Annotated in this window: 17 protein-coding genes and 1 riboswitch; of the genes, 9 read left to right on the forward strand and 8 right to left on the reverse strand. The window is 67.2% G+C overall.

Features of this window, described 5'->3' with window-relative positions; all coding sequences use genetic code 11:
• Window positions 1-30: 30 nt before the first annotated feature.
• Complete coding sequence (locus AC5P9N_RS13670) at window positions 31-480, reverse strand: DciA family protein (RefSeq protein ID WP_005408086.1); 450 nt, start codon at window positions 478-480, stop codon at window positions 31-33.
• A gap of 12 nt (window positions 481-492) precedes the next feature.
• Between AC5P9N_RS13670 and AC5P9N_RS13675 the strand changes: the two genes are divergently transcribed.
• From AC5P9N_RS13675 to AC5P9N_RS13685, 3 genes are all read left to right on the forward strand, one after another.
• Window positions 493-1,449 (forward strand): M23 family metallopeptidase, encoded by a 957-nt coding sequence (locus AC5P9N_RS13675; RefSeq protein WP_005408087.1) that lies wholly within the window; start codon window positions 493-495, stop codon window positions 1,447-1,449.
• A 278-nt stretch (window positions 1,450-1,727) separates the two neighbouring features.
• Window positions 1,728-4,460, forward strand: a complete 2,733-nt coding sequence (gene secA / locus AC5P9N_RS13680) for a preprotein translocase subunit SecA (RefSeq protein WP_208180490.1) — start codon at window positions 1,728-1,730, stop codon at window positions 4,458-4,460.
• Between the two features lie 102 nt (window positions 4,461-4,562).
• Window positions 4,563-5,519: a Nudix family hydrolase gene (locus AC5P9N_RS13685; protein WP_062607806.1), complete on the forward strand. Its 957-nt coding sequence runs from the start codon at window positions 4,563-4,565 to the stop codon at window positions 5,517-5,519.
• Window positions 5,520-5,570: 51 nt separating this feature from the next.
• On the opposite strand, the gene AC5P9N_RS13690 is transcribed toward AC5P9N_RS13685, so the two are convergent.
• Both AC5P9N_RS13690 and metF read right to left on the reverse strand, forming a co-directional pair.
• Window positions 5,571-6,155, reverse strand: coding sequence for a DUF4124 domain-containing protein (locus AC5P9N_RS13690; protein ID WP_049459468.1), 585 nt, complete (start codon window positions 6,153-6,155; stop codon window positions 5,571-5,573).
• Between the two features lie 40 nt (window positions 6,156-6,195).
• Window positions 6,196-7,023, reverse strand: coding sequence for a methylenetetrahydrofolate reductase [NAD(P)H] (gene metF, locus AC5P9N_RS13695; RefSeq protein ID WP_099484694.1), 828 nt, complete (start codon window positions 7,021-7,023; stop codon window positions 6,196-6,198).
• Between the two features lie 203 nt (window positions 7,024-7,226).
• Between metF and AC5P9N_RS13700 the strand changes: the two genes are divergently transcribed.
• Genes AC5P9N_RS13700 through AC5P9N_RS13710 form a run of 3 tightly spaced genes read left to right on the forward strand, consistent with a single transcriptional unit; the run spans window position 7,227 to window position 9,952 of the window.
• Window positions 7,227-8,153: an alpha/beta fold hydrolase gene (locus AC5P9N_RS13700; protein WP_099484693.1), complete on the forward strand. Its 927-nt coding sequence runs from the start codon at window positions 7,227-7,229 to the stop codon at window positions 8,151-8,153.
• 24 nt (window positions 8,154-8,177) lie between these two features.
• Complete coding sequence (locus tag AC5P9N_RS13705) at window positions 8,178-9,224, forward strand: sensor histidine kinase (protein ID WP_059036362.1); 1,047 nt, start codon at window positions 8,178-8,180, stop codon at window positions 9,222-9,224.
• The gene (locus AC5P9N_RS13710) at window positions 9,221-9,952 is read left to right on the forward strand and encodes a LytR/AlgR family response regulator transcription factor (RefSeq protein WP_005408094.1); all 732 of its coding nucleotides are present in this window, start codon (window positions 9,221-9,223) and stop codon (window positions 9,950-9,952) included. Before AC5P9N_RS13705 ends, AC5P9N_RS13710 begins: the two co-directional genes overlap by 4 nt.
• Window positions 9,953-9,958: 6 nt before the next feature.
• Here the strand turns inward: AC5P9N_RS13710 and AC5P9N_RS13715 are convergent, their stop codons facing one another.
• On the reverse strand, window positions 9,959-11,476 hold the full coding sequence (locus tag AC5P9N_RS13715) for an amidohydrolase family protein (RefSeq protein WP_099484692.1): 1,518 nt from the start codon (window positions 11,474-11,476) through the stop codon (window positions 9,959-9,961).
• A 137-nt stretch (window positions 11,477-11,613) separates the two neighbouring features.
• On the opposite strand from AC5P9N_RS13715, the gene AC5P9N_RS13720 reads away from it, so the two are divergent.
• A complete protein-coding gene (locus AC5P9N_RS13720; RefSeq protein ID WP_099484691.1) occupies window positions 11,614-12,171 on the forward strand; it encodes a DUF3228 family protein in 558 nt (185 codons plus the stop codon).
• 75 nt (window positions 12,172-12,246) lie between these two features.
• Here AC5P9N_RS13720 and AC5P9N_RS13725 read toward each other — a convergent pair whose 3' ends face one another.
• The 3 genes from AC5P9N_RS13725 to ahcY all read right to left on the reverse strand — a co-directional run bounded on the left by AC5P9N_RS13725 (window position 12,247) and on the right by ahcY (window position 14,838).
• Window positions 12,247-12,732: a hypothetical protein gene (locus tag AC5P9N_RS13725; protein ID WP_033834447.1), complete on the reverse strand. Its 486-nt coding sequence runs from the start codon at window positions 12,730-12,732 to the stop codon at window positions 12,247-12,249.
• A complete protein-coding gene (ybaK, locus tag AC5P9N_RS13730; RefSeq protein ID WP_099472872.1) occupies window positions 12,732-13,205 on the reverse strand; it encodes a Cys-tRNA(Pro) deacylase in 474 nt (157 codons plus the stop codon). Before ybaK ends, AC5P9N_RS13725 begins: the two co-directional genes overlap by 1 nt.
• 187 nt (window positions 13,206-13,392) lie before the next feature.
• Window positions 13,393-14,838 carry an adenosylhomocysteinase gene (gene ahcY / locus AC5P9N_RS13735; RefSeq protein WP_004154241.1) on the reverse strand — a complete coding sequence of 482 codons (1,446 nt, stop codon included), beginning with the start codon at window positions 14,836-14,838 and terminating at the stop codon, window positions 13,393-13,395.
• A 36-nt stretch (window positions 14,839-14,874) separates the two neighbouring features.
• Window positions 14,875-14,958, reverse strand: a riboswitch (S-adenosyl-L-homocysteine riboswitch).
• Between the two features lie 120 nt (window positions 14,959-15,078).
• Between ahcY and AC5P9N_RS13740 the strand changes: the two genes are divergently transcribed.
• Both AC5P9N_RS13740 and ppc read left to right on the forward strand, forming a co-directional pair.
• The gene (locus tag AC5P9N_RS13740) at window positions 15,079-17,595 is read left to right on the forward strand and encodes a S9 family peptidase (protein WP_049459463.1); all 2,517 of its coding nucleotides are present in this window, start codon (window positions 15,079-15,081) and stop codon (window positions 17,593-17,595) included.
• A 170-nt stretch (window positions 17,596-17,765) separates the two neighbouring features.
• Window positions 17,766-20,477 carry a phosphoenolpyruvate carboxylase gene (ppc, locus tag AC5P9N_RS13745; protein ID WP_099484690.1) on the forward strand — a complete coding sequence of 904 codons (2,712 nt, stop codon included), beginning with the start codon at window positions 17,766-17,768 and terminating at the stop codon, window positions 20,475-20,477.
• An 87-nt stretch (window positions 20,478-20,564) separates the two neighbouring features.
• Here ppc and AC5P9N_RS13750 read toward each other — a convergent pair whose 3' ends face one another.
• Entirely contained in the window at window positions 20,565-21,071 is a 507-nt protein-coding gene (locus AC5P9N_RS13750) for an acyl-CoA thioesterase (RefSeq protein WP_005415314.1), read from the reverse strand.
• Window positions 21,072-21,141 lie beyond the last annotated feature (70 nt).

Here is a 21,141-nt window from a genome sequence, read left to right on the forward strand (position 1 = left end):
CGGGGAGCGGAGCCGGATGCTCCGTTGTCGTCAGGACCGCTTCTTCGGCTTCGAAGGAACGTCCTGCAGGCAAGCCAAGGCGTCGCGTAGCCCTTTGTGCGTGGCGGCTGAAACTGCGTGGGGTCCATTCCGGTTGTCGAGCGCTGGGGAGCGCGTGGGAGTGGGAGACGCAGTCTTGATGGTCACCCTGGTGGCCTTCAGCCCGATGGAACGGGCCGCGTCGAGCAACTGGGCTTCGGCAAGCCGCAACTTGGCATGCCAGACCGGGGACTCGACGAGAAAAACGAGGTGTTCCCCGTCCACATTGGCCAGCCGGCAACGGCTGCGCAGAGGTGGCGGCAACTGGGGGCGCAACTGACGGTCCAGCGCGTCGAGCCACAAGGCACGCCGCAGCGGGTTCCCGCTTTTGTCCGCCATCACCGCATCCAGCGCCGGCTTCGGCACTGACGCGGGGCGAACGCTGGATTTCGGCTCAGACATGAAAACTCACTGATGGCATTCAAAAAGATCGTAATCAAAACGCGTGAAGGACAGGCCAAGTCGTCGCCGATCGCGCGTTTGCGGTTCTATTTCGAGGACCGCCCCCGCGCCCTGCTGGGCAGCGTGCTCGGGGTAGGCTGCATTATCGGCCTTGCTGGCGGCATTGGCGCCAGCGCGCTGAATGATTCCCGGCTGCAGGCCAAGGTCGAGCGCCAGGATGCGGAACTGGCCAAGGTCAAGCGCGATGCGCAGACCCAGGTCAACGCGCTGGCGGCACGCCTCGGCGAGCTGCAGGCGCAGGCTACCCGCCTGAACGCCCTTGGCGAACGGCTGACCCAGATGGGCAAGCTGGAAGACGGCGAGTTCGACTTCAACGAGACGCCTGGCCTCGGTGACGGCGATGCCGGCGGCCCGACCAGCGACATCCCGGTCAAGGACGTCAACGCCGACTTACAGGTGCTGGAGCAGCGTTTCGCTGCTTCAGGCCGCCAGTTGTCGGTGATGGAATCGCTGATGTTCGACCACCAGCTGCAGCAGAACGCCGTGCCGTCGCGCATGCCGATCCGCAACAGCTACGTGACCTCCGGCTTCGGCACCCGTGCCGACCCGTTCGGCCGCGGTGCCGCCACCCACAAGGGCATGGACTTCCACGCCAAGGTCGGCGACCCGGTGATGGCCGTGGCCGAAGGCGTGGTCAGCTTCGCCGGCGTGAAGGGCGGCTACGGCAACGTGGTCGATGTCGACCACGGTAATGGCTACGTCACCCGCTACGCGCACAATTCGCGCCTGGTGGTGAAGGCCGGTGACCTGGTCCGTGCCGGTCAGGAAGTGGCCAAGGCCGGTTCCACCGGACGTTCGACCGGCGCCCACGTGCACTTCGAGGTGTGGGAGAACGGCAACGTGGTCAACCCGCGCAAGTTCCTCGGCGACGGCGGCAACACGCCGGTCGGCCGCATCAGCCGCGGCTGATGCCCGGGTCGGATCCCTTCCGCGCCGCGGGAGGGCTCTGACCCGATGCGGTTGATCTGGTAGTGCCGGCCGCTGGCCGGCAACCTCATGATCTTCGGCAGCATCGCGGATCACCGGCCAGCGGCCGGCACTACCTCTCGGGGTTGAAACCTCAGCCGCCCGTCCCAAGCTACAATGGGTGTTGCCATCGACAGGGCGCCAGGCGCCCTGTTTCGTTTGCGGCGGACGGATCCCAAGGGGGAGGCCGGGCGTCGTGTCCTTCCAACCCGGTTCCTTCAATGATCAACAGCCTGCTTACCCGCGTATTTGGCAGTCGTAACGAACGACAGCTGCGCCAGCTCAACCGCATCGTCGCCAAGATCAATGCGCTGGAGCCGGAGATCGAGAAGCTTTCCGACGAGCAGCTTCAGGCCAAGACGCCGGAGTTCAAGCAGCGCATCGCCGATGGTGAAGCCCTGGACAAGGTGCTGCCGGAAGCCTTCGCGGTCTGCCGTGAAGCCGGCCGCCGCGTGCTGGGCATGCGCCACTACGACGTGCAGCTGATCGGCGGCATGGTGCTTCACCTGGGCAAGATCGCAGAAATGCGCACCGGTGAAGGCAAGACCCTGGTGGCGACCCTGCCGGTGTACCTCAACGCGCTGGAAGGCAAGGGCGTGCACGTGGTCACCGTGAACGACTACCTGGCCCGCCGCGACGCCGCGCAGATGGGCAAGCTGTACAACTGGCTGGGCCTGAGCGTGGGCGTGGTCTACCCGGGCATGCCGCACAGCGACAAGCGCGAAGCCTACGCCGCCGACATCACCTACGGCACCAACAACGAATTCGGTTTCGATTACCTGCGCGACAACATGGCGCTGTCCAAGGCCGACCGCTACGAGCGCGGCCTGCACTACGCCATCGTCGACGAAGTCGACTCCATCCTGATCGACGAAGCGCGTACCCCGCTGATCATCTCCGGCCCGGCCGATGATTCCCCGGAGCTGTACATCCGTGTCAACCGCGTCGTGCCGCACCTGGTCAAGCAGGAAGCGGAAGACGGCGAAGGCGACTTCTGGGTCGACGAGAAGGGCAAGCAGGTGCACCTGTCCGAAGCGGGCATGGAGCACGCCGAGCAGCTGCTGGTGGAAGCCGGCATCCTCAACGGCGAAACCGAAGGCCTGTACGCGGCGCAGAACCTGACCGTGGTCCACCATCTCAACGCCGCCCTGCGCGCGCACGCGATCTACCAGCGTGACGTTGACTACATCGTGCGCGACGGCGAAGTGGTCATCGTCGACGAGTTCACCGGCCGTACCCTGGCCGGCCGCCGCTGGTCCGATGGCCTGCACCAGGCGGTGGAAGCGAAGGAAGGCGTGCCGGTCCAGCGCGAGAACCAGACGCTGGCGAGCATCACCTTCCAGAACCTGTTCCGCATGTACAAGAAGCTGTCCGGCATGACCGGCACGGCCGATACCGAAGCCTTCGAGTTCCAGAGCATCTACGGCCTGGAAGTGGTGGTGATCCCGACCAACCGCCCGACCATCCGCAAGGACAGCCCGGACCAGGTGTTCCTCAACCGCAAGGGCAAGTTCAATGCGGTGCTGGCCGACATCGAAGAGTGCGCCAAGCGCGGCCAGCCGGTGCTGGTCGGTACCACCTCGATTGAAACTTCGGAAATGCTGTCCGAGCACCTGAGCAAGGCCGGTGTGAAGCACGAAGTGCTCAATGCCAAGCAGCACGACCGCGAAGCGACCATCGTCGCCAACGCCGGCCGTCCGGGCGCGGTGACCATCGCCACCAACATGGCCGGCCGTGGTACCGACATCGTGCTGGGCGGTTCGTTGGAAGCAGAGCTCCACGCGCTGGGCGAGGACGCGACCGACGAGCAGAAGGCCGCGGTCAAGGCCGACTGGCAGAAGCGCCACGAGGCAGTGAAGGCGGCGGGCGGCCTGCACATCGTCGGCACCGAGCGCCATGAGTCGCGCCGTATCGACAACCAGTTGCGTGGCCGTTCGGGCCGCCAGGGTGACCCGGGTTCGTCCCGCTTCTACCTGTCGCTGGAAGACAACCTGATGCGCATCTTCGCCTCCGACTGGGTGCAGAAGGCCATGCGCATGATGGGCATGAAGGAAGACGACGTCATCGAAGACCGCCTGGTCAGCCGCCAGATCGAGAAGGCGCAGCGCAAGGTCGAGGCCCACAACTTCGACATCCGCAAGAACCTGCTGGACTTCGACGACGTCAACAACGACCAGCGCAAGGTGATCTACGCCCAGCGCGACGAACTGCTGGACGCCGAGTCGGTGAAGGACAACGTCGACGGCATCCGCGACGATGTGATCTTCGACGTGGTGGCCCGCTTCGTGCCGCCGAACTCGATCGACGAGCAGTGGGACCTGCGTGGCCTGGAAGCGACCCTCGAGTCGGACTTCGGCCTGCAGATGTCGCTGACCGACCTGGTCAAGGAACACGAGGAGCTGGACGCCGAGGCGATTGCCGCCAAGGTGCAGGAACGCGTCAACCAGCACTTCGCCGAGAAGGAAGCCGGCGTGGGCGAAGAGACCATGCGCGCGCTGGAGAAACACGTGATGCTGACCGTGCTGGACCAGAGCTGGAAGGAGCACCTGGCGCGCATGGATTACCTGCGCCAGGGCATCTACCTGCGTGGTTACGCGCAGAAGCAGCCCAAGCAGGAATACAAGAAGGAAGCCTTCGAGCTGTTCTCGGACATGCTGGAAAACGTCAAGCGCGAAGTGGTGACCCTGCTGTCGCGCGTGCGCATCCGCAGCGACGAGGAAGTGCAGGCGCTGGAAGCGGCCGAACGCCAGCAGGCCGAAGCCCGCCTGAGCCAGTCGCAGTTCCAGCACCAGGACGTGGGCGGCTACAGCGCCGACGAGGAAGCCGCGCAGGTGCAGGCTGCCCAGCAGGGCGTGGCGCAGATGCAGCGCGACGAGCCGAAGATCGGCCGCAACGATCCGTGCCCGTGCGGCAGTGGCAAGAAGTACAAGCACTGCCACGGCCAGCTGAACTGATGCCGAAGAGCCCCGCGAAAGCGGGGCTTTTCGTTTGTGGCAGGGGAGTTGCAGCGGATCCGTGATTGCGCCGGCCGCCCTGTTCTGGGCATGCTTCCCCCCATGCCTTCCCCCACCCGATCGATCCATGTCGTGGCCGCCGTCATCACCGACGCCCGTGGCCGCGTGCTGCTCAACCGCCGTACCGAGAACCGCGACATGGCCGGCCTGTGGGAGTTTCCCGGCGGCAAACGCGAATCCGGCGAGACCTCCGAACAGGCGCTGGTGCGCGAGCTGCGCGAGGAACTGGGCATCGAGGCCGATGTCGGCGAGTGGCTGATGGATGTGCCGCAGCGCTATCCGGACAAGCACCTGACCCTGGAGGTGCGCCATGTGCGCAGCTGGAAGGGGACGCCGCGCGGGCGGGAGGGCCAGGCAATCACCTGGGTGGCGCCGGACAAGCTGGGCCGCTATTCAATGCCACCGGCCGACCTGCCGGTGGTGGCTGCCCTGCGCCAGCCCGACAGCTACCTGATCACCCCGGCGCCGGCCGATGATGAGGGCGGCTTGCAGGATTGGCATGAACAGCTGCAGCGCGTGGTGGCCGCGGGCCAGCAGCGCATCCAGCTGCGGTTGCCGACGGCGCATCCGCAGCGGCAGGCGATGGTCGAACAGGCCGTGCGCGCGCATCGTCGCAGCGGGGTGCAGTGGCTGCTCAATCGCGATATCGAACTGGCACGCGCATTGGGCGTGGGTGTGCATCTGGGCAGCGAACAGCTGCTGCAGCTGTCGCAGCGCCCGCTGCCCGAGGGCAAGCTGGTGGCCGCGTCCTGCCACGACCTGCAGCAGCTGCAGGCAGCACAGCAGCTGGGCTGCGACTTCGCCGTGCTGGGCCCGGTGCAGGCCACGGCCAGCCATCCGGACGCGGTGCCGCTGGGCTGGGACGCGTTCGCCGAGCTGCGGGCGCAGGTGTCACTGCCGATCTATGCGCTGGGCGGCATGGGCCGCGGTCACGTCGCCGAAGCGCGTCGCCATGGCGGGCAGGGCATCGCCGCCATTCGCGGGCTGTGGCCGGAGTGAGCCGGCATGCGGGGTCAGATCCCTGCGCAGCAGGGCTCTGACCCCTCCCGATCACAGCGTGATCCAGAAACACCCATACTGCCGCCGCAGCCCAAGCACCGTCGAAGCGCGCGCCACGCTGCCCGGCAAGGTCTGCTCCAGGCGCAGGCCGACCGGATGCCGCACGGCCGGCGGCTCAGGGTCGGACCCCTGCGCAGCAGGGCTCTGACCCTCCTCCGGCACTGCGACCTGGTCCTGCCGCGGATACACCGGCACCACGTCCACCAGCGGCCGCCGCGCCAACGATTCCAGCTGGCCGAGGATGCGCTGCGCGCCCGCATCAGAAACCGCGCCCCACAGGTACAGCGAGGACAGCCGATTGACGTCGTTGCTGAGGATGCCGTTGCGCAATGCGTCCACGAGCTCGCTCAGCCGGCGCGGGCAGCGTGCACCCAGCGTGTCGCGCGCTGCGGTATTGCCGGTCGGGGAGGGCGGCGGCAGCCGTGACCGTGCACCCACGCTGTCGCAGGGCCGGTCGGTATACACGCTCTGGCCCTGCGCATCGGTGCAGCGGTTCAGGCGCGTGGACTGTGCGTGGGCGACGCTCGACAGCACGCATAGCGGCAGCAGCAACAGCAGGAAGGAAAGCCGGATCATCCTCGCAGGGTAGCGCCGATCCGGTCCGCATGGCGTGCTTTCAGCCCCGCAGCAGTTTCAGCACTGAAGTGGTCGGCTTGGCCAGGTTCAAGGTGTAGAAGTGCAGGCCGGGCGCGCCGCCTTCGATCAGGCGCTGGCACAGCCGGGCCACCACTTCCGTGCCGAATGCACGTACCGACTCGGCGTCATCGCCGTAGGCCTGCATCTTGCGGCCGATCCAGCGCGGAATCTCCGCACCACACTGCTCGGAGAAGCGGCGCAACTGGCTGAAGTTGGCGATCGGCATGATGCCGGGCGTGATCGGCACCTGCACGCCGAGCCGGCGCACTTCATCGACGAAGTGGAAGTAGGCATCCGGGTTGAAGAAGTACTGGGTGATCGCCGCATCGGCACCGGCATCGATCTTGGCCTTGAAGTGCTTCAGGTCAGCCAGCGCATCGGTCGCCTGCGGATGCGTTTCCGGATACGCGCCCACTTCGATGTGGAACGCATCGCCGTGCTCGGCGCGGATGAAGTCGATCAGTTCGGCGGCATAGCGCATGTCGCCGGGGAAGCCCATGCCCGAGGGCAGGTCACCGCGCAGCGCGACCAGGCGGCGGCAGCCGATGGCGCGGTACAGCTTGAGCAGTTCGCGGATCTCCTGGCGGGTGCCACCGACGCAGGACAGGTGCGGCGCGGCATCGAACCCATGGTGCTGGTTGAGGTGGCGCACGGTCTCGGAGGTGTAGCTCAGGGTCGAGCCACCGGCGCCGAAGGTACACGACACGTATTCGGGGGCGTAGTCCTTCAGCTTGGCCGCAGCACGGTCCAGCTGGCTGCGCTGTTCGTCGGTCTTGGGCGGATAGAACTCGAAGCTGATGGCGGTCATGGCGCGGATGGCGGCGGTCGGTGCGAAACAGTATATCTCTTCATCAAGATGGATGCATGAGAATTACGTGAGGGCCCGCCGTCCCCGGCCCGCGACCGTTCGCCCCGCCGTGCGGCCGCTGCTCCGAAATCGCAACCGGGGTGCCTCCGCCAGGCCCACGCTGCTCCCATCCCGGCACCACCCACCCAATGAAGGAGCAGACGATGAAGATCTTCCTGGCACTCTGGTACGCAATGAAGGCCCTGGCCCGGCTGGCGATGATCGGCATGGCGATGGCCGTGCTCGGTTCCGGCTCGGCGCATGCGGCGGCCGCCACCGGCACCGGCAAGGTGCAGGTTGAGGTGGTCGGCAAGGGCCGTCCGCTGCTGATGATCCCCGGCCTGAACAGCAGCGCCGAGGTCTGGCGCGAGACCTGCCTGGCGCTGAAGGACGTGCAGTGCCATCTGGTGCAGCTGCCGGGCTTTGCCGGCGCTGCGCCAGCCGACCCGCGCCCGGCCGAACTCCTGCCGGCCATGCGTGGGCAGCTGCTGGCCTACCTGCATGACCAACAGCTGGGCCCGGTGGTGGTGATCGGCCACAGTCTTGGCGGCCTGCTGGGGCTGCAGATGGCGCAGGCCGAGCCGAAGGCAGTCAGTGCGCTGGTGGTGGTCGACGCATTGCCGTTCCTGCCGGCCGCGCGTGACCCGAACGCCACCGCAGACAGCGTGCGGCCAATGGCCGACCAGCTGCGCAAGGGCATGCTCGCCGCCGATGCCGCGCAGTGGCAGGCGCAGCTGAAGGCCGGCCTGCCGGGCATGACCCGCGATCCACAGCGGCAGGCCGAGCTGGGGCGCTGGGGCGAAGCCAGCGACCGCCAGACCACCGCTGACGCCATGCATGCGGTGATGGCCACCGACCTGCGTGACAACATCGCCTCGATCACCGTACCGACGCTGGTGCTGGGCAGCTGGGCCGGCTACCAGCCGATGGGCGGCACCGAGGACAGCACGCGCGCGGTGTTCCAGGCGCAGTACGCGAAACTGCAGGGCGTGCAGATCGCTATGAGCGCGCAGGGTTTCCACTTCCTGATGTGGGATGATCCGCGCTGGCTGCGCGGTCAGGTGCAGGCCTTCCTCGACCACCACCACTGAGTTTCAACACGCCTCGGAATGGACATGCCGGATTCCTCCTCGACGGTACGCTTCTGGCTGCTCAATGCGCTGGTGTGGGTGCTCTATGGCGTTGCCGGAATCGGCCTGCGCCAGGCCTATTTCAGCGATGCCGGAAGCGCAGGCGTGTTGATCACGCTGGGTCTGGCGTTGGCCCTGTTCGGGTGCAGCGGTGCCATCCGCGCGCTGGCGCTGCGTGCCGACTGGTGGGCGCGCGGCACGGCCGGGCTGTTGCTGCGGCTGGCGCTGTCGGTGGCATTGGGCGCGGCAGTGGCGCAGCTGCTGGTGAACATCGCGCTGCACTCGGCGCTGGCCTGGAACTGGGTGAGCCTGGGACGGCAGACGGCCGACTTCAGCCCCAAGGCGCTGCTGCTCTACTGGTACACCACTGCGGTGATGCTGGCCCTGTGGGCAGCGCTCTGGGCAGGCCTGCACAGCCTGCGCCGGATACGCAGTGCGGAACTGGCGCGCCTGCGTGCCGAGGCCGAGCGCAGCGCGCTGGAGCGCGATGCACTGCGTGCACGGCTCAACCCGCATTTCATGTTCAATGCGCTGAACAACCTGCGCGCGCTGATCCTGGAAGACCCGGAGCGTGCGCGCGATATGGTCACCCGCCTGTCGCGCACGCTGCGCCAAGCGCTGGCGCACAACCGCAGCGAGCAGGTCACCCTGGCCGAGGAACTGGTGGTAGTGGACGACTACCTGGCCATCGAGGCAGTCCACTTCGAACAGCGCCTGCAGGTAAGCCAGCACATTGATGCCGATGCCATGCAGGCACAGCTGCCGGCGATGGCGCTGCAGCTGCTGGTGGAGAATGCGATCAAGCATGGCATCGCCAGCCGCCCGGGCGGCGGTGAGGTGCAGATCCGTGCCACGCTGGACAATGACGTGCTGCGCCTACAGGTGGACAATCCGCTGGGCAGCGCCAACGAGCCCACCCATGGCCATGGCGTTGGCCTTGCCTACCTGCGTGCGCAGCTCGGCACGCAGGGTCGTTTCACCCTGCAGCCGGTCGGCGACCGCATGCAGGCCCTGCTGGAGATTCCGCAATGAGTGGCGTGCTGCGTGTGTTGATCGTTGATGATGCACGGCTGGCGCGCCAGGAGCTGCGCACGCTGTTGTCGGCGCTGCCATGGGTGCAGTGCGTGGGCGAGGCCGACGATGTGCCCGCTGCACGCGAGGCGATCGCCACACTGGCGCCAGACCTGGTGCTGCTGGATGTGCAGATGCCCTCCGGCAGCGGCTTCGATGTGCTGGATGGGCTGGAGACGGTGCCGGCGGTGGTCTTCGTTACTGCCTACGACACTTACGCGGTGCGCGCCTTCCAGGCCAATGCGCTGGACTATCTGGTAAAGCCCGTCGAGGCGCCGCGCTTGCTGGAAGCGTTGCAGCGGGCGCGCCAGCGCGAGGTGGTGGCGGGCGAAACGCCGGAGCCGCGCAGCACGCTGGGCGCGCAGGACCAGGTGTTCGTGCGCGAGGGCGAACGCTGCTGGTTCGTCGCGGTCTCGGAGATCCGTCGGCTGGTGGTGGATGGCAACTACACACGGCTATGGTTCCGCGACCAGAACGCCCTGCTGACCCGCAGCCTGAGCGCGCTGGAAGCACGCCTGCCGCCGGAGTTGTTCTTCCGCGCCAACCGCAACACGCTGGTCAACCTGCGCCGCATTCGTGGCGTGACGCCCAGCATTGCAGATGGCTACGATCTGGCGCTGGACGACGGCAGCGAGGTGGAGGTATCGCGGCGGCAGGCACGTGAACTGCGCGAGCGGATGGCGTTGTAGCTGCCGCTACAGCTCGGCACTGACCGGGCTGGTGATGAATCCCCACAGCAGGCGTGCCATCACTGCGGGCGAGCGTGCCTGCCTGCGCGCATAAGTCTGTAGCGCATCCAGCCGCGGGCGGTCATAGAGGTGGCCGGCCAGCAGCACGGCATGCACGCGGCGGGTATTGGCGATGTCGTGCAGCGGGTTGCCATCAAGCAGCACCAGGTCTGCGGCTTTGCCGACCTCGACGCTTCCATGCGATGCCTGCCGTTGCAGATGACGTGCGGCCTGCAGCGTAGCTGCGCGCAGCACGTCGGCCTGGCTCAGGCCGGCCTGTCGCAGCCACTGCAGTTCATCGTGGTAGCGGAAGCCGCCCAATCCGGTATCGGTGCCGACCAGCACGGTGACGCCGGCACGATGGGCCGCACCGGTGAGAGCCAGGCCATGCTCGAAGTAGGTCTTCAGTGCGTCTTGGCCGCGTCGGCCGGGATAGCGCGCTGCGGTGGCCTGCAGGTCATCACGCCACGCCCAGCGTGAAAGCGGGTCCAGATAGGCCAGGCTCGGATCGTCGACGAAGGCGGGGTCGCTTGCGCGTGCATCTTCTTCGCGGGTGACATGGGTCGGTACGAACGCGGCACCGCTGGCCTGCATCAAAGCGAACGCCTTGTTGCAGAGCGTGGGCTGATAGCTGGCAACCATGCGTTCGGCCAGTACGATCGGGTCTTCGCCGTCGAGCGTGCCACCGCGCCATGCCGCCGCGTTGTCGAAGCAGTGGCGCACGAACAGATGGGCGTGCTCGAAGCTGCGCTGGCCCGCCTGCACCGCGTCGTCCAGAGGCACCGCCTTGGGCAGGTGGCCGACCAACGGACGGCGCAGCTGCTGCGCCTCGGTGGCCAGCCGCTGATAGGTGTCCGCACGCAGCCGGTTGTAGACCTTCAACGCCTCGACCCCGCGCGCGCTGTACGTCCGTGCACGCGCAGCGGCGGCCTCCGGCGTGAGTGACGGATCTTCGAAGTAGAAACTGGCGATCTGTACGAAGCGCGGTGCAACCTGCTGCCCGGCAATGGCCTGTGCGGTCCAGCGGCGCTTGTCGGCCACGCAGGCGATCAGCGGATCGGTGGTCTGCGGGCAGTCCATCATGTCACGGGTGCCGGTGATGCCGTTGGCCAGCATCAGCGGGAACTGCAGCTGCGGCGACAATTGCAGCGCATGGGTGTGCATGTCCCAGAAACCGGGCAGCAGCCAGCGGCCGCCGGCGTCGAGCACGGGAAGCCGCGCGTCCTGCGGATCTTCCCCAATGGCAGTGATGGTGCCGTGGCGCACTGTCACGGTGGTGGGTTCGCTGACCTGGCCGCGCGCCACGTCCACCACCCGCGCATTGACGATCACGCGGCTGTTGCCCGGCTCGGGCAACGGCGGAGCCGACAGCGGCCAGAGCAGAGCGGCGGCGAACAGCAATGGCGGCGCCAGCAGGAGGATGACCAGTACGATCGGCCACTGCCGACGGTGGGCGGAACGGGGCAATGCGCATGCTGCATCCATGAGCCGGCGATCCTTGTAGTGGGTCGCCCGCAGGGTGCTGCAAGCGGGACGCTGGCGCCAGTGACCATCGGCATCCGGCCCTGTCTGCCTCCGGGGCGGTTACCCTGTGCAGCAGAACTCCTGATCACACCCGCGCCATGTCCATCGTCCTCACCGATTTCGCCCGTTTCCGCCTGTTCCCGCGCGTGCCGCGTGGCAACACCATCCAGGACTGCACTGCCGAGCAGTTCGAGGCACACCTAAATGCGCATGCGCCGCTGAAGGTGCTGGATGGCTACGCGCCGTTCTGCAAGCTGTTCGTCTACGAGAACTGGACCAGCACGCGCTGCCTGACCGTACCGATCACCGAGGCCAACCGCCACCTGCTGCGCAGTGGTTACGAAGCGCGCAACCGCGAGGAACTACCGGTCCTGGTGCGCTGGTTCGAGGGCGTGGAATCACCGCGTGCGAACTACCTGGTGGTGATCCTGTACAGCGCCGGGCAGCTGGCCAGGGAAGGCTCGCCGATCGAGGCCGACTGGGGCATCGTCGGCTGCATCTACACCGCCGAACCGGAAGAGGTACCGATGGCGCCGATCACGATGATGCGCAATGCGCTGGGCGTGGACGAGGGCGGATCCGGCGTGCCGCTGGACCGCGAAGCCTACCGGCGTTCCGTCGAGTTCTGGGAGAACAACGCGAACTGGCGGCCGTGAGCAACATTTGTCATCCACGCATCGCGTGAATGTGCGGACCGCAGTAGAGCCACGCCATGCGTGGCCGCTTGGCCTTCAGGCAGCTTTCCATTCCCACCACGGGTAATGGTACTCGCGGTCGATGGCCTGCCAATGCTGGCCGCATTGCGTGCAGGCAACGGTGTGGCAGTCGCCCCAGCAGCCCTCAGCCTCTTCCACCGAGAGCAGCTGCATCTGTCCTTGTTCAATCAGGCGACGGGGATCGAAGAACGGGTAGCCGGGGTTGAGCGCGCACAGGCAACCCTCGCGTGCACGCCAGTAACGCAGCCGACGCAGGGCGGCCTTCAGATACGCCTGGTTGCTGATCAGCATGCCGCCAAGCGCGATGCCCTGGCAGCGTTGTTCGATCAGATCCACATGTGCGCTCAACGCGTCCAACGATGAGGCACTGAACAGTCGTGCGACAACGCGGGCGGCATCGGTGATGCGCGTTGCGTCGCGCGACAACAGGTCCTGCAGCAGCACATCGGCCTGTGCATCGTCGAGCCGGGGTATCGGCGCTGCAGACCACGGCCAGCGCATCAGCGTGACTTGCCGATGGCGGCGTAGTGGCCGGCGGTGAGGCGCAGCAGATCGGTGGGTGCCAGTTCCACTTCCAGGCCACGGCGTCCGGCGCTGACATGCAGCCTGGGCAGCGCTTCGGCGCTGGCGTCCAGGAATGTGCGCAGGCGCTTTTTCTGCCCGAGCGGGCTGATGCCACCGACCAGGTAACCGGTCGCGCGCTGCGCGGCATCGGCGGCGGCCATCTCGCACTTCTTGCAGCCGGCCGCTTCGGCCAGTGCCTTCAGGTCCAGCTGGCCGGCCACCGGCACGATCGCCACCAGCAGTTCGTGTGTCTCGGTGCTGGCCAGCAGGGTCTTGAACACCTGGGCCGGATCGAGGCCGAGCTTGTCGACAGCTTCGCCGCCATACGATTCGGCGTGGGCGTCATGCACGTAGCTGCGCACGGTGTGGGCGATCTTCTCGCGCTTGAGCAGGTTGATGGCCGGGGTCATGTAGGCATGGTAGCGCGCGCTGGGCGCGTTGCCTTGACCGAGGCTACTGCTGGAGAGCATCCACGCGTCGCGTGGATCTACCGTGGGGACTGGATGCGGGGTGTACGCAGAACGGACGCCCGAAGGCGCCCGTTCCGTGTGTTGCATGCGCCGGTGGTGCCGGCCGCTGGCCGGCACCCCGCAGGCATCAGTAGCGGTAGTGGTCCGGCTTGAACGGGCCTTCCACCGGCACGCCGATGTAGTCGGCCTGTTCCTGGCTCAGGGTGGTCAGCTTCACGCCGATCTTTTCCAGGTGCAGGCGGGCCACTTCTTCGTCCAGCTTCTTCGGCAGCAGGTAGACCTTCTTCTCGTAGCTGTCCTTGTTCGCCCACAGGTCGATCTGTGCCAGGGTCTGGTTGGCGAAGCTGTTGGACATCACGAAGCTCGGGTGGCCGGTGGCGCAGCCCAGGTTCACCAGGCGGCCTTCGGCCAGCAGGAAGATCGCGTTGCCGTTCGGGAAGATGTACTTGTCCACCTGCGGCTTGATGTTGACGTGCTTGATGCCGGCGAACGACACCAGCGCATCGACCTGGATCTCGTTGTCGAAGTGGCCGATGTTGCAGACGATGGCCTGGTCCTTCATCGCGCTCAGGTGCTCGATGCGGATGATGTCCTTGTTGCCGGTGGTGGTGACGTACAGGTCGGCACGGCCCAGGGTCGATTCGATGGTGTTGACTTCATAGCCTTCCATCGCCGCCTGCAGGGCGCAGATCGGGTCGATCTCGGTGACGATCACGCGCGCGCCGTAGGCACGCAGCGAGGCCGCGCAGCCCTTGCCGACGTCGCCGTAACCGCAGACCACGGCCACCTTGCCGGCCAGCATCACGTCCATCGCGCGCTTCAGGCCGTCGGCCAGCGACTCGCGGCAGCCGTACAGGTTGTCGAACTTGCTCTTGGTGACCGAGTCGTTGACGTTGATCGCCGGGATCAGCAGGGTGCCGGCCTGGGCCAGCTGGTACAGGCGGTGCACGCCGGTGGTGGTCTCTTCGGAGACGCCCTTCCAGTCCTTGACCACGCGGCCCCAGTAACCCGGGCGTTCCTTGGCGACGCGCTTGAGCAGGTTCTTGATGACCTGTTCTTCGTGCGAGGACGAGGCGGTGTTGACCCAGTCGCTGCCGTTTTCCAGCTCGTAGCCCTTGTGGATCAGCAGGGTCACGTCGCCGCCGTCGTCCACCACCAGCTCCGGGCCGGTCAGGGTGCCGTCGGCCAGGGTGAAGGTCAGCGCGTCCAGGGTGCAGTCCCAGTACTCTTCCAGGGTTTCGCCCTTCCAGGCGAACACCGGGGTGCCGGTGGCGGCGATGGCGGCAGCGGCGTGGTCCTGGGTCGAGAAGATGTTGCACGAGGCCCAGCGCACGTCGGCGCCGATGTCCTTCAGGGTCTCGATCAGCACCGCGGTCTGGATGGTCATGTGCAGCGACCCGGTCACGCGCACGCCCTTCAGCGGCAGCTCGGCCTGGTACTTGCGGCGGATCGACATCAGGCCCGGCATTTCGTGCTCGGCGATGTCCAGTTCCTTGCGGCCCCAGTCGGCCAGCGTGATATCGCGGATCTTGTAGTCACCTTCGGTGGAGAAGGTCTTGGCAACAGCGTTCATTCGTGTGCTCCGGTTGTGGACGAGCGGATGCTCGCATCTAGCCGGGCGCCGTTGTTACAAAGCCACCTTACCGAGCCTGGCCGGGCCTCGTGGGATCCGGTCGCAGCGCCCCTCGGCAGGGGAGAACCCCCATTATATCGCGGCCCCGGCGTGACATCCGGATGACCCAACCATCGGCAGATGGGGCCGCGTGCATGGCCTGTTAAGGTCGGTGTTTTCACGCATCACACAGGTGGAACGATGAGCATGCACGCGCGCCGTACTCGGCGCTGGACCGGCCTGGTACTGTCGATGGGACTGCTGGCGGTGGCCCCGCTGGCCTGGGCCGCAGCGCCGCAGCCGGTGGCCGCACAGGCCCAGGGCGTCAACGGCTACGAACTGCCGTCGGCCGCGCTGCAGGCGGTGGTGGACGCGCCGCGTGCACCCTCGTTGTACCTGTCGCCGCGCCGCGACGTGGCCGCGATGATGCAGATGCCGTCGCTGCCTTCGATCCAGGTGGTGGCGCAGCCGGAACTGAAGCTGGCCGGCCTGCGCATCAACCCGCGCACGTTCTCCGACAGCCGCTTCAGCTTCGGCGAGAAGCTGTGGCTGATGAACGTGGCCGACGGCAAGGAGCGGCAGATCAGCGGCCTGCCTGCCAAGCTGTCGATCGCCAGTGTGACGTGGTCGCCGGACCAGAAGTGGCTGGCCTTCAATCAGGTCGACGCCGGCAGTGGCGCCAATGAACTGTGGCTGGTGGACGTGGCCGGCGGCAGCGCCCGTCGCCTGGTTGCCGGCCTGAACACGGTGATCGGCAGCGGCTACCAGTGGCTGCCGGACAGCCGCGGACTGGTGGTGTTCACCCGCCCGGCCAACCTCGGTGCGGCCCCGGCCGCCGACGGCATTCCGACCGGCCCGGCCGTGCAGCAGACCAGCCAGGGTGGCGGCGTGGTGTCGATCCGTACCTACCAGGACCTGCTGAAGAACGAGGCCGATGCGCGCCAGTTCGATTACTACGCGACCACCCAGCCGATGGAAGTCAGCCTGGATGGCAGTACCCGCGCGATCGGCGCGGCCGGCATCTTCATGGGCTTCTCGGTGTCGCCGGATGGCCGCTTCGTGCTGCGCCAGCCGGTGCAGCGCCCGTATTCGTACGTGGTGCCGGTGGACAGCTTCCCGCGCCGCATCGAAGTGATCGACCGTGCCAGCGGCAAGCTGGTGCACACCGTGGCCGTGCGCCCGCTGGTGGAAGGGCTGCCGACCGGCAACGACGCCGAAGTGACCGGCGTGCGCGACATCCGCTGGCGCGGCGATGCCGACGCCACCCTGGTCTGGGCCGAAGCGCAGGACGGCGGCGACCCGAACAGGGACGCCAAGGTACGCGATGCGGTGCTGATGCAGGCCGCGCCGTTCGACAAACCGCCGGTCACCCTGGCCCAGCTTGGCAGCCGCCTGGCCGGCATCAGCTGGGGCCGCGGAGACCTGGCCCTGCTGACCGAATCGTGGTGGAAGACCCGCAGGACCAAGACCTGGTTGATCGCCCCGGACAACGCCGGTGCCGAGCCGCGCCTGCTGTGGGATCGAGACGGGCAGGACCGCTATTCCGATCCGGGCCGGCCGCTGTTGTCCAGCGACGACCGCGGGCGCTCGCTGCTGCAGACCAGCGCCGATGGCAGCAGCCTGTATCTGGCCGGTGCCGGTGCATCGCCGGAAGGCGATCGTCCGTTCGTGGACCGCTTCGACATCGCCACGGGCAAGGCAACCCGCCTGTTCCACTCGCAGGCGCCGAGCTATTCGCTGCCGGTGGCATTGCTGGACAACCAGGGCAGTTCGCTGCTGCTGAGCCGCGAGAGCCCGGACGAGCCGGCCAACTTCTACGTGCAGTCGCTGGCCGATGCGGGTGCTGCGCCGCGTGCGCTGACCCGCTTCGCCCATCCGCTGCTGCAGCTGAAGGGCGTGCAGAAGGAGCAGATCCGCTACAAGCGCAAGGATGGCGTCGACCTGACCGCGACCCTGCTGCTGCCGCCGGGCTACGACCCGAAGCGCGACGGCCCGCGCCCGCTGCTGATGTGGGCCTACCCGGGTGAGTTCAAGAGCGCAGCCGCGGCCAGCCAGGTGACTGATTCGCCGTACCGCTTCAACGCGGTCAGCTACTGGGGCCCGCAGGCGTTCCTGGCCAAGGGCTACGTGGTGCTGGCCAGCCCGTCGATGCCGATCATCGGCGAGGGCGACAAGGAGCCGAACGACACCTACATTGAACAGCTGGTGGCCAACGCGCAGGCAGCGGTGGATGAAGTGGTGCGCCGTGGCGTGACCGATCGCGATCACATCGCCATCGGCGGCCATTCCTACGGTGCGTTCATGACCGCCAACCTGCTGGCGCATACGCGCCTGTTCAAGGCGGGTATCGCGCGCAGCGGCGCCTACAACCGTACGCTCACGCCGTTCGGCTTCCAGGCCGAGGAGCGCAACTACTGGCAGGCGCAGGACGTCTACCAGAAGATGGCGCCGTTCAACTACGCCGACAGGATCAAGGACCCGATCCTCTTCATCCACGGCGTGGACGACAACAACTCCGGCACCTTCCCGATCCAGAGCGAGCGCATGTTTGCTGCGGTGAAGGGCCTGGGTGGCACCGCGCGGCTGGTGATGCTGCCGAACGAATCGCACGCCTACCGCGCACGCGAATCGATCATGACCATGCTGGCCGAGAGCGAGCGCTGGCTGGAGCAGACCATCGGCCCGGCCGAGCAGGGCAAGGCGAAGAAGAAGCGCTGACCGGGCCTGGTAGTGCCGGGCGCTGGCCGGCAACCTCATGGACATGCAACCTGAGGTTGCCGGCCAGCGGCCGGCACTACCAGATGAAACCATTTTTGCATCGCAGCACGACGCCCGATCTGGGATAGGCTTGGGGCCTGGATCCGTTGACCGAGGCCTGTGCGTCGCCGATGAACGAGTACCGCAGCAGCATCGAATTTGCTTCTCCCGATCTTCCGCTTCGCGATGATGTGCGCCGACTTGGCGCGCTGGTCGGTGACCTGCTGGTTGAACAGGTTTCGGCAGCGTTTCTCGACGATGTCGAAGACGTGCGCACCCGCGCCATCGCCCGCCGCGAGAATCAGGCGCCCCTGTCCGAGCTGGCCGAAGGCCTGGCCGGGCGCACGCCGCAGCAGGCCGAGACCATGGTGCGGGCGTTCAGCACCTACTTCCAGGTGGTCAACATCGCCGAGCGCGTGCATCGCATCCGCCGTCGCCGTGACTACCAGCGCGCCGGTACCGCAGGTGCGCAGCCCGATGGCCTGCAGGACGCGCTGCAGCACCTGAAGGTGCAGGGCGTGGGCCTGGACGAACTGGCGCAGTGGCTCCCGCGCATCGACATCGAGCCGGTGTTCACCGCGCATCCGACCGAAGCCGTGCGCCGCGCGTTGTTGGAAAAAGAGCAGCTGATGGTGGCCAGCCTGGTCGACAACCTCGACGGCCAGCGCACCCCGGGTGAGGCCGCCGCCGATGCCGCGCGCTTCCGCATGGCGCTCACCGCGTCGTGGCAGACCACCGATTCCTCACCGGTGCGGCCGACCGTGGATGACGAGCGCGAGCACGTCGGCTTCTACCTGGTGCAGGTGCTGTACCGGGTGATCCCGGTGCTGTACGAATCGCTGCAGCAGGCGCTGCGCGATACCTACGGCGAAGAACTGCCGCTGCCGCGCCTGCTGCGCTTTGGTACGTGGGTGGGCGGCGACATGGACGGCAACCCGAACGTGGATGCCCACACCATCCGCAATACGCTGGATGCGCAGCGGCAGGCGGTGCTCGGGCGCTACCAGAAGGAACTGCTGCAGCTGGCCAGCCTGCTCAGCCAGTCCACCGAGCGGGTAGGGGTGAGCGATGCGCTGCAGGCGCGCGTGGCGCAGTACCAGCAGCTGCTGCCGCAGGTGCAGTCGCGCCCGCGCCACGCCGATATGCCGTACCGCCTGCTCAACGACCGCATGCGCGCACGCCTGCAGGCCACGCTGGACAATGGCGGGGGCGCCTACGCCGGCCCCGCCGAATTGATCGACGACCTGCAGCTGATCCTCGACAGCCTGCTTGCGAACCGTGGCGAGCACGCTGGTGGTTTTGCCGTGCAGCGCCTGCTGTGGCGGGTGAAGACCTTCGGCTTCCATCTGGCGCGGCTGGATGTGCGCCAGGAGTCGAGCGTGCATGCGCGCGCGCTGGCCGCCGTGCTGGGTGGCGAAGAGGCCTGGCAGGCGCTGGATGTGGCGGGCCGTGCGCGGCTGCTGAGCCCGCATGCCAGCGGTGAAACGGCATTGCCCAACGGCGACGACGAGGGCAACCAGCGGCTGGACGCGGTGTTCGCTGCACTGGCCGATGCGCGTGCGCGGCATGGCAGCGATGCGCTGGGCAGCTACATCATCTCGATGGCGCACGACCGCAGCGACGTGCTCGCGGTGCTGGCGCTGGCACGCCGTGGCGGCCTGGTGGAAGAGAACGGATCAGTACCGCTGGATATCGCACCGCTGTTCGAGACGGTGGATGATCTCAAGCGCGGCACCGCGACCCTGCGTGACCTGCTGGCCGACCCGATCTATCGCGCGCACCTGCAGGCACGCGACGACGTGCAGATGGTGATGCTGGGCTACTCGGACAGCAGCAAGGACGGTGGCATCGCTGCCTCGCGCTGGGGCCTGCAGCGTGCACAGGTGGAGCTGCTGGAGGTGGCGGCCGAGGCGGGCATCCGCCTGACCTTCTTCCATGGCCGTGGCGGCTCGATCAGCCGTGGCGGTGGCAAGACCACGCACGCGGTGGATGCTTCACCACGCGGCAGCATCGATGGCCGCCTGCGGGTGACCGAGCAGGGCGAGGTGATCCATCGCAAATACGGCATTCGTGCGTTGGCGCTGCGTTCGCTGGAACAGGCCACCGGCGCGGTGCTGCGCGCCAGCCTGCGCCCGCGCGCGGCTGAGCCGCGCGAGGACGACTGGCGGCCGGTGATGGACGTGGTGTCCGCTGCCAGCAGCGAGGTCTACCGTGGCTTCGTCGGCCAGGCCGGCTTCATGGACTACTTCCGCACCGCCACGCCGATCGATGTGATCGAACGGATGACGCTGGGCTCGCGGCCGTCGCGCCGGCTCGGCCAGGACGCCGCGCTGGGCAACCTGCGCGCGATTCCCTGGGTATTCGCCTGGAGCCAGGCGCGGGCGGTCATCCCGGGCTGGTACGGCGTGGGCAGTGGCCTGCAGGCGGCCGTGGACGCCGGTCACGAGGGTACCTTGCGCGAGATGGCGCGCGACTGGCCGTTCTTCCGCACCTTCCTGGACGACATCGCGATGGTGCTGTCCAAGGGCGATATCACCATCGCCGAGCAGTTCTCGAAGCTGTCGGGCGAACTGCACGAACGCTTCTTCCCGCAGGTGCAGCGCGAGCTGGACCTGACCCGGCACTGGCTGCTGGCGTTGATGGACCAGCAGACGCTGCTGGACCACGACGCGCGGCTGGCGCTGTCGATCCGCCTGCGAAATCCCTACGTCGATCCGATCAGCGTGCTGCAGGTGGATCTGCTGCAGCGCTGGCGGGCCAGCGGCCGCGAGGATGACGCGTTGCTGCGCGCGCTGGTGGCGTGCGTGAACGGTGTTTCGCAGGGCGTGCAGAACACCGGGTGAGGTGTCGCGGTAGTGCCGGGCGCTGGCCGGCAACCTCATGATGTTTGGCGGCACGCACGAGGTTGCCGGCCAGCGGCCGGCACTACCTCATTCCTCCGGCGACGGCGGATTCGATGCCAGCAGTTCCAGATGGCGCTGCTCCATTTCCTGGCGCAGCTGGCGGCGGATCTGTGCGGCGGCCTGGCGGCGCTTCTCGTCGGATGTGGCCGGCTGCAGGGGCGGCACCGGCGTCGGCCGGCCTTCCTCGTCCACCGCCACCATCGTGAAGAAGCAGCTGTTGGCGTGGCGCACGCTGCGCTTGAGGATGTCCTCGGCCACCACCTTGATGCCGATCTCCATCGACGAGGTGCCGGTGTAGTTCACCGAGGCCAGGAAGGTGACCAGTTCGCCCACCGCGATGGGCTGGCGGAACATCACCTGGTCCACCGACAGAGTGACCACGTAGCTGCCGGCATAGCGGCTGGCGCAGGCGTAGGCGACCTGGTCGAGCAGGCGCAGGATTGCACCACCGTGGACCTTGCCGGAGAAATTGGCCATTTCCGGCGACATCAGCACGGTCATGGACAGCTGGTGGGTTTTCAGTTCGGTCGACATGCGGCGGATTGTATCGGCAACCGCGCGATTGTTTCCGGAGGCCATGAAAAAGCCGGCCAGCGGCCGGCTC

The sequence above is a fragment of the Stenotrophomonas sp. YJH_SMC_6 genome, assembly GCF_059371335.1.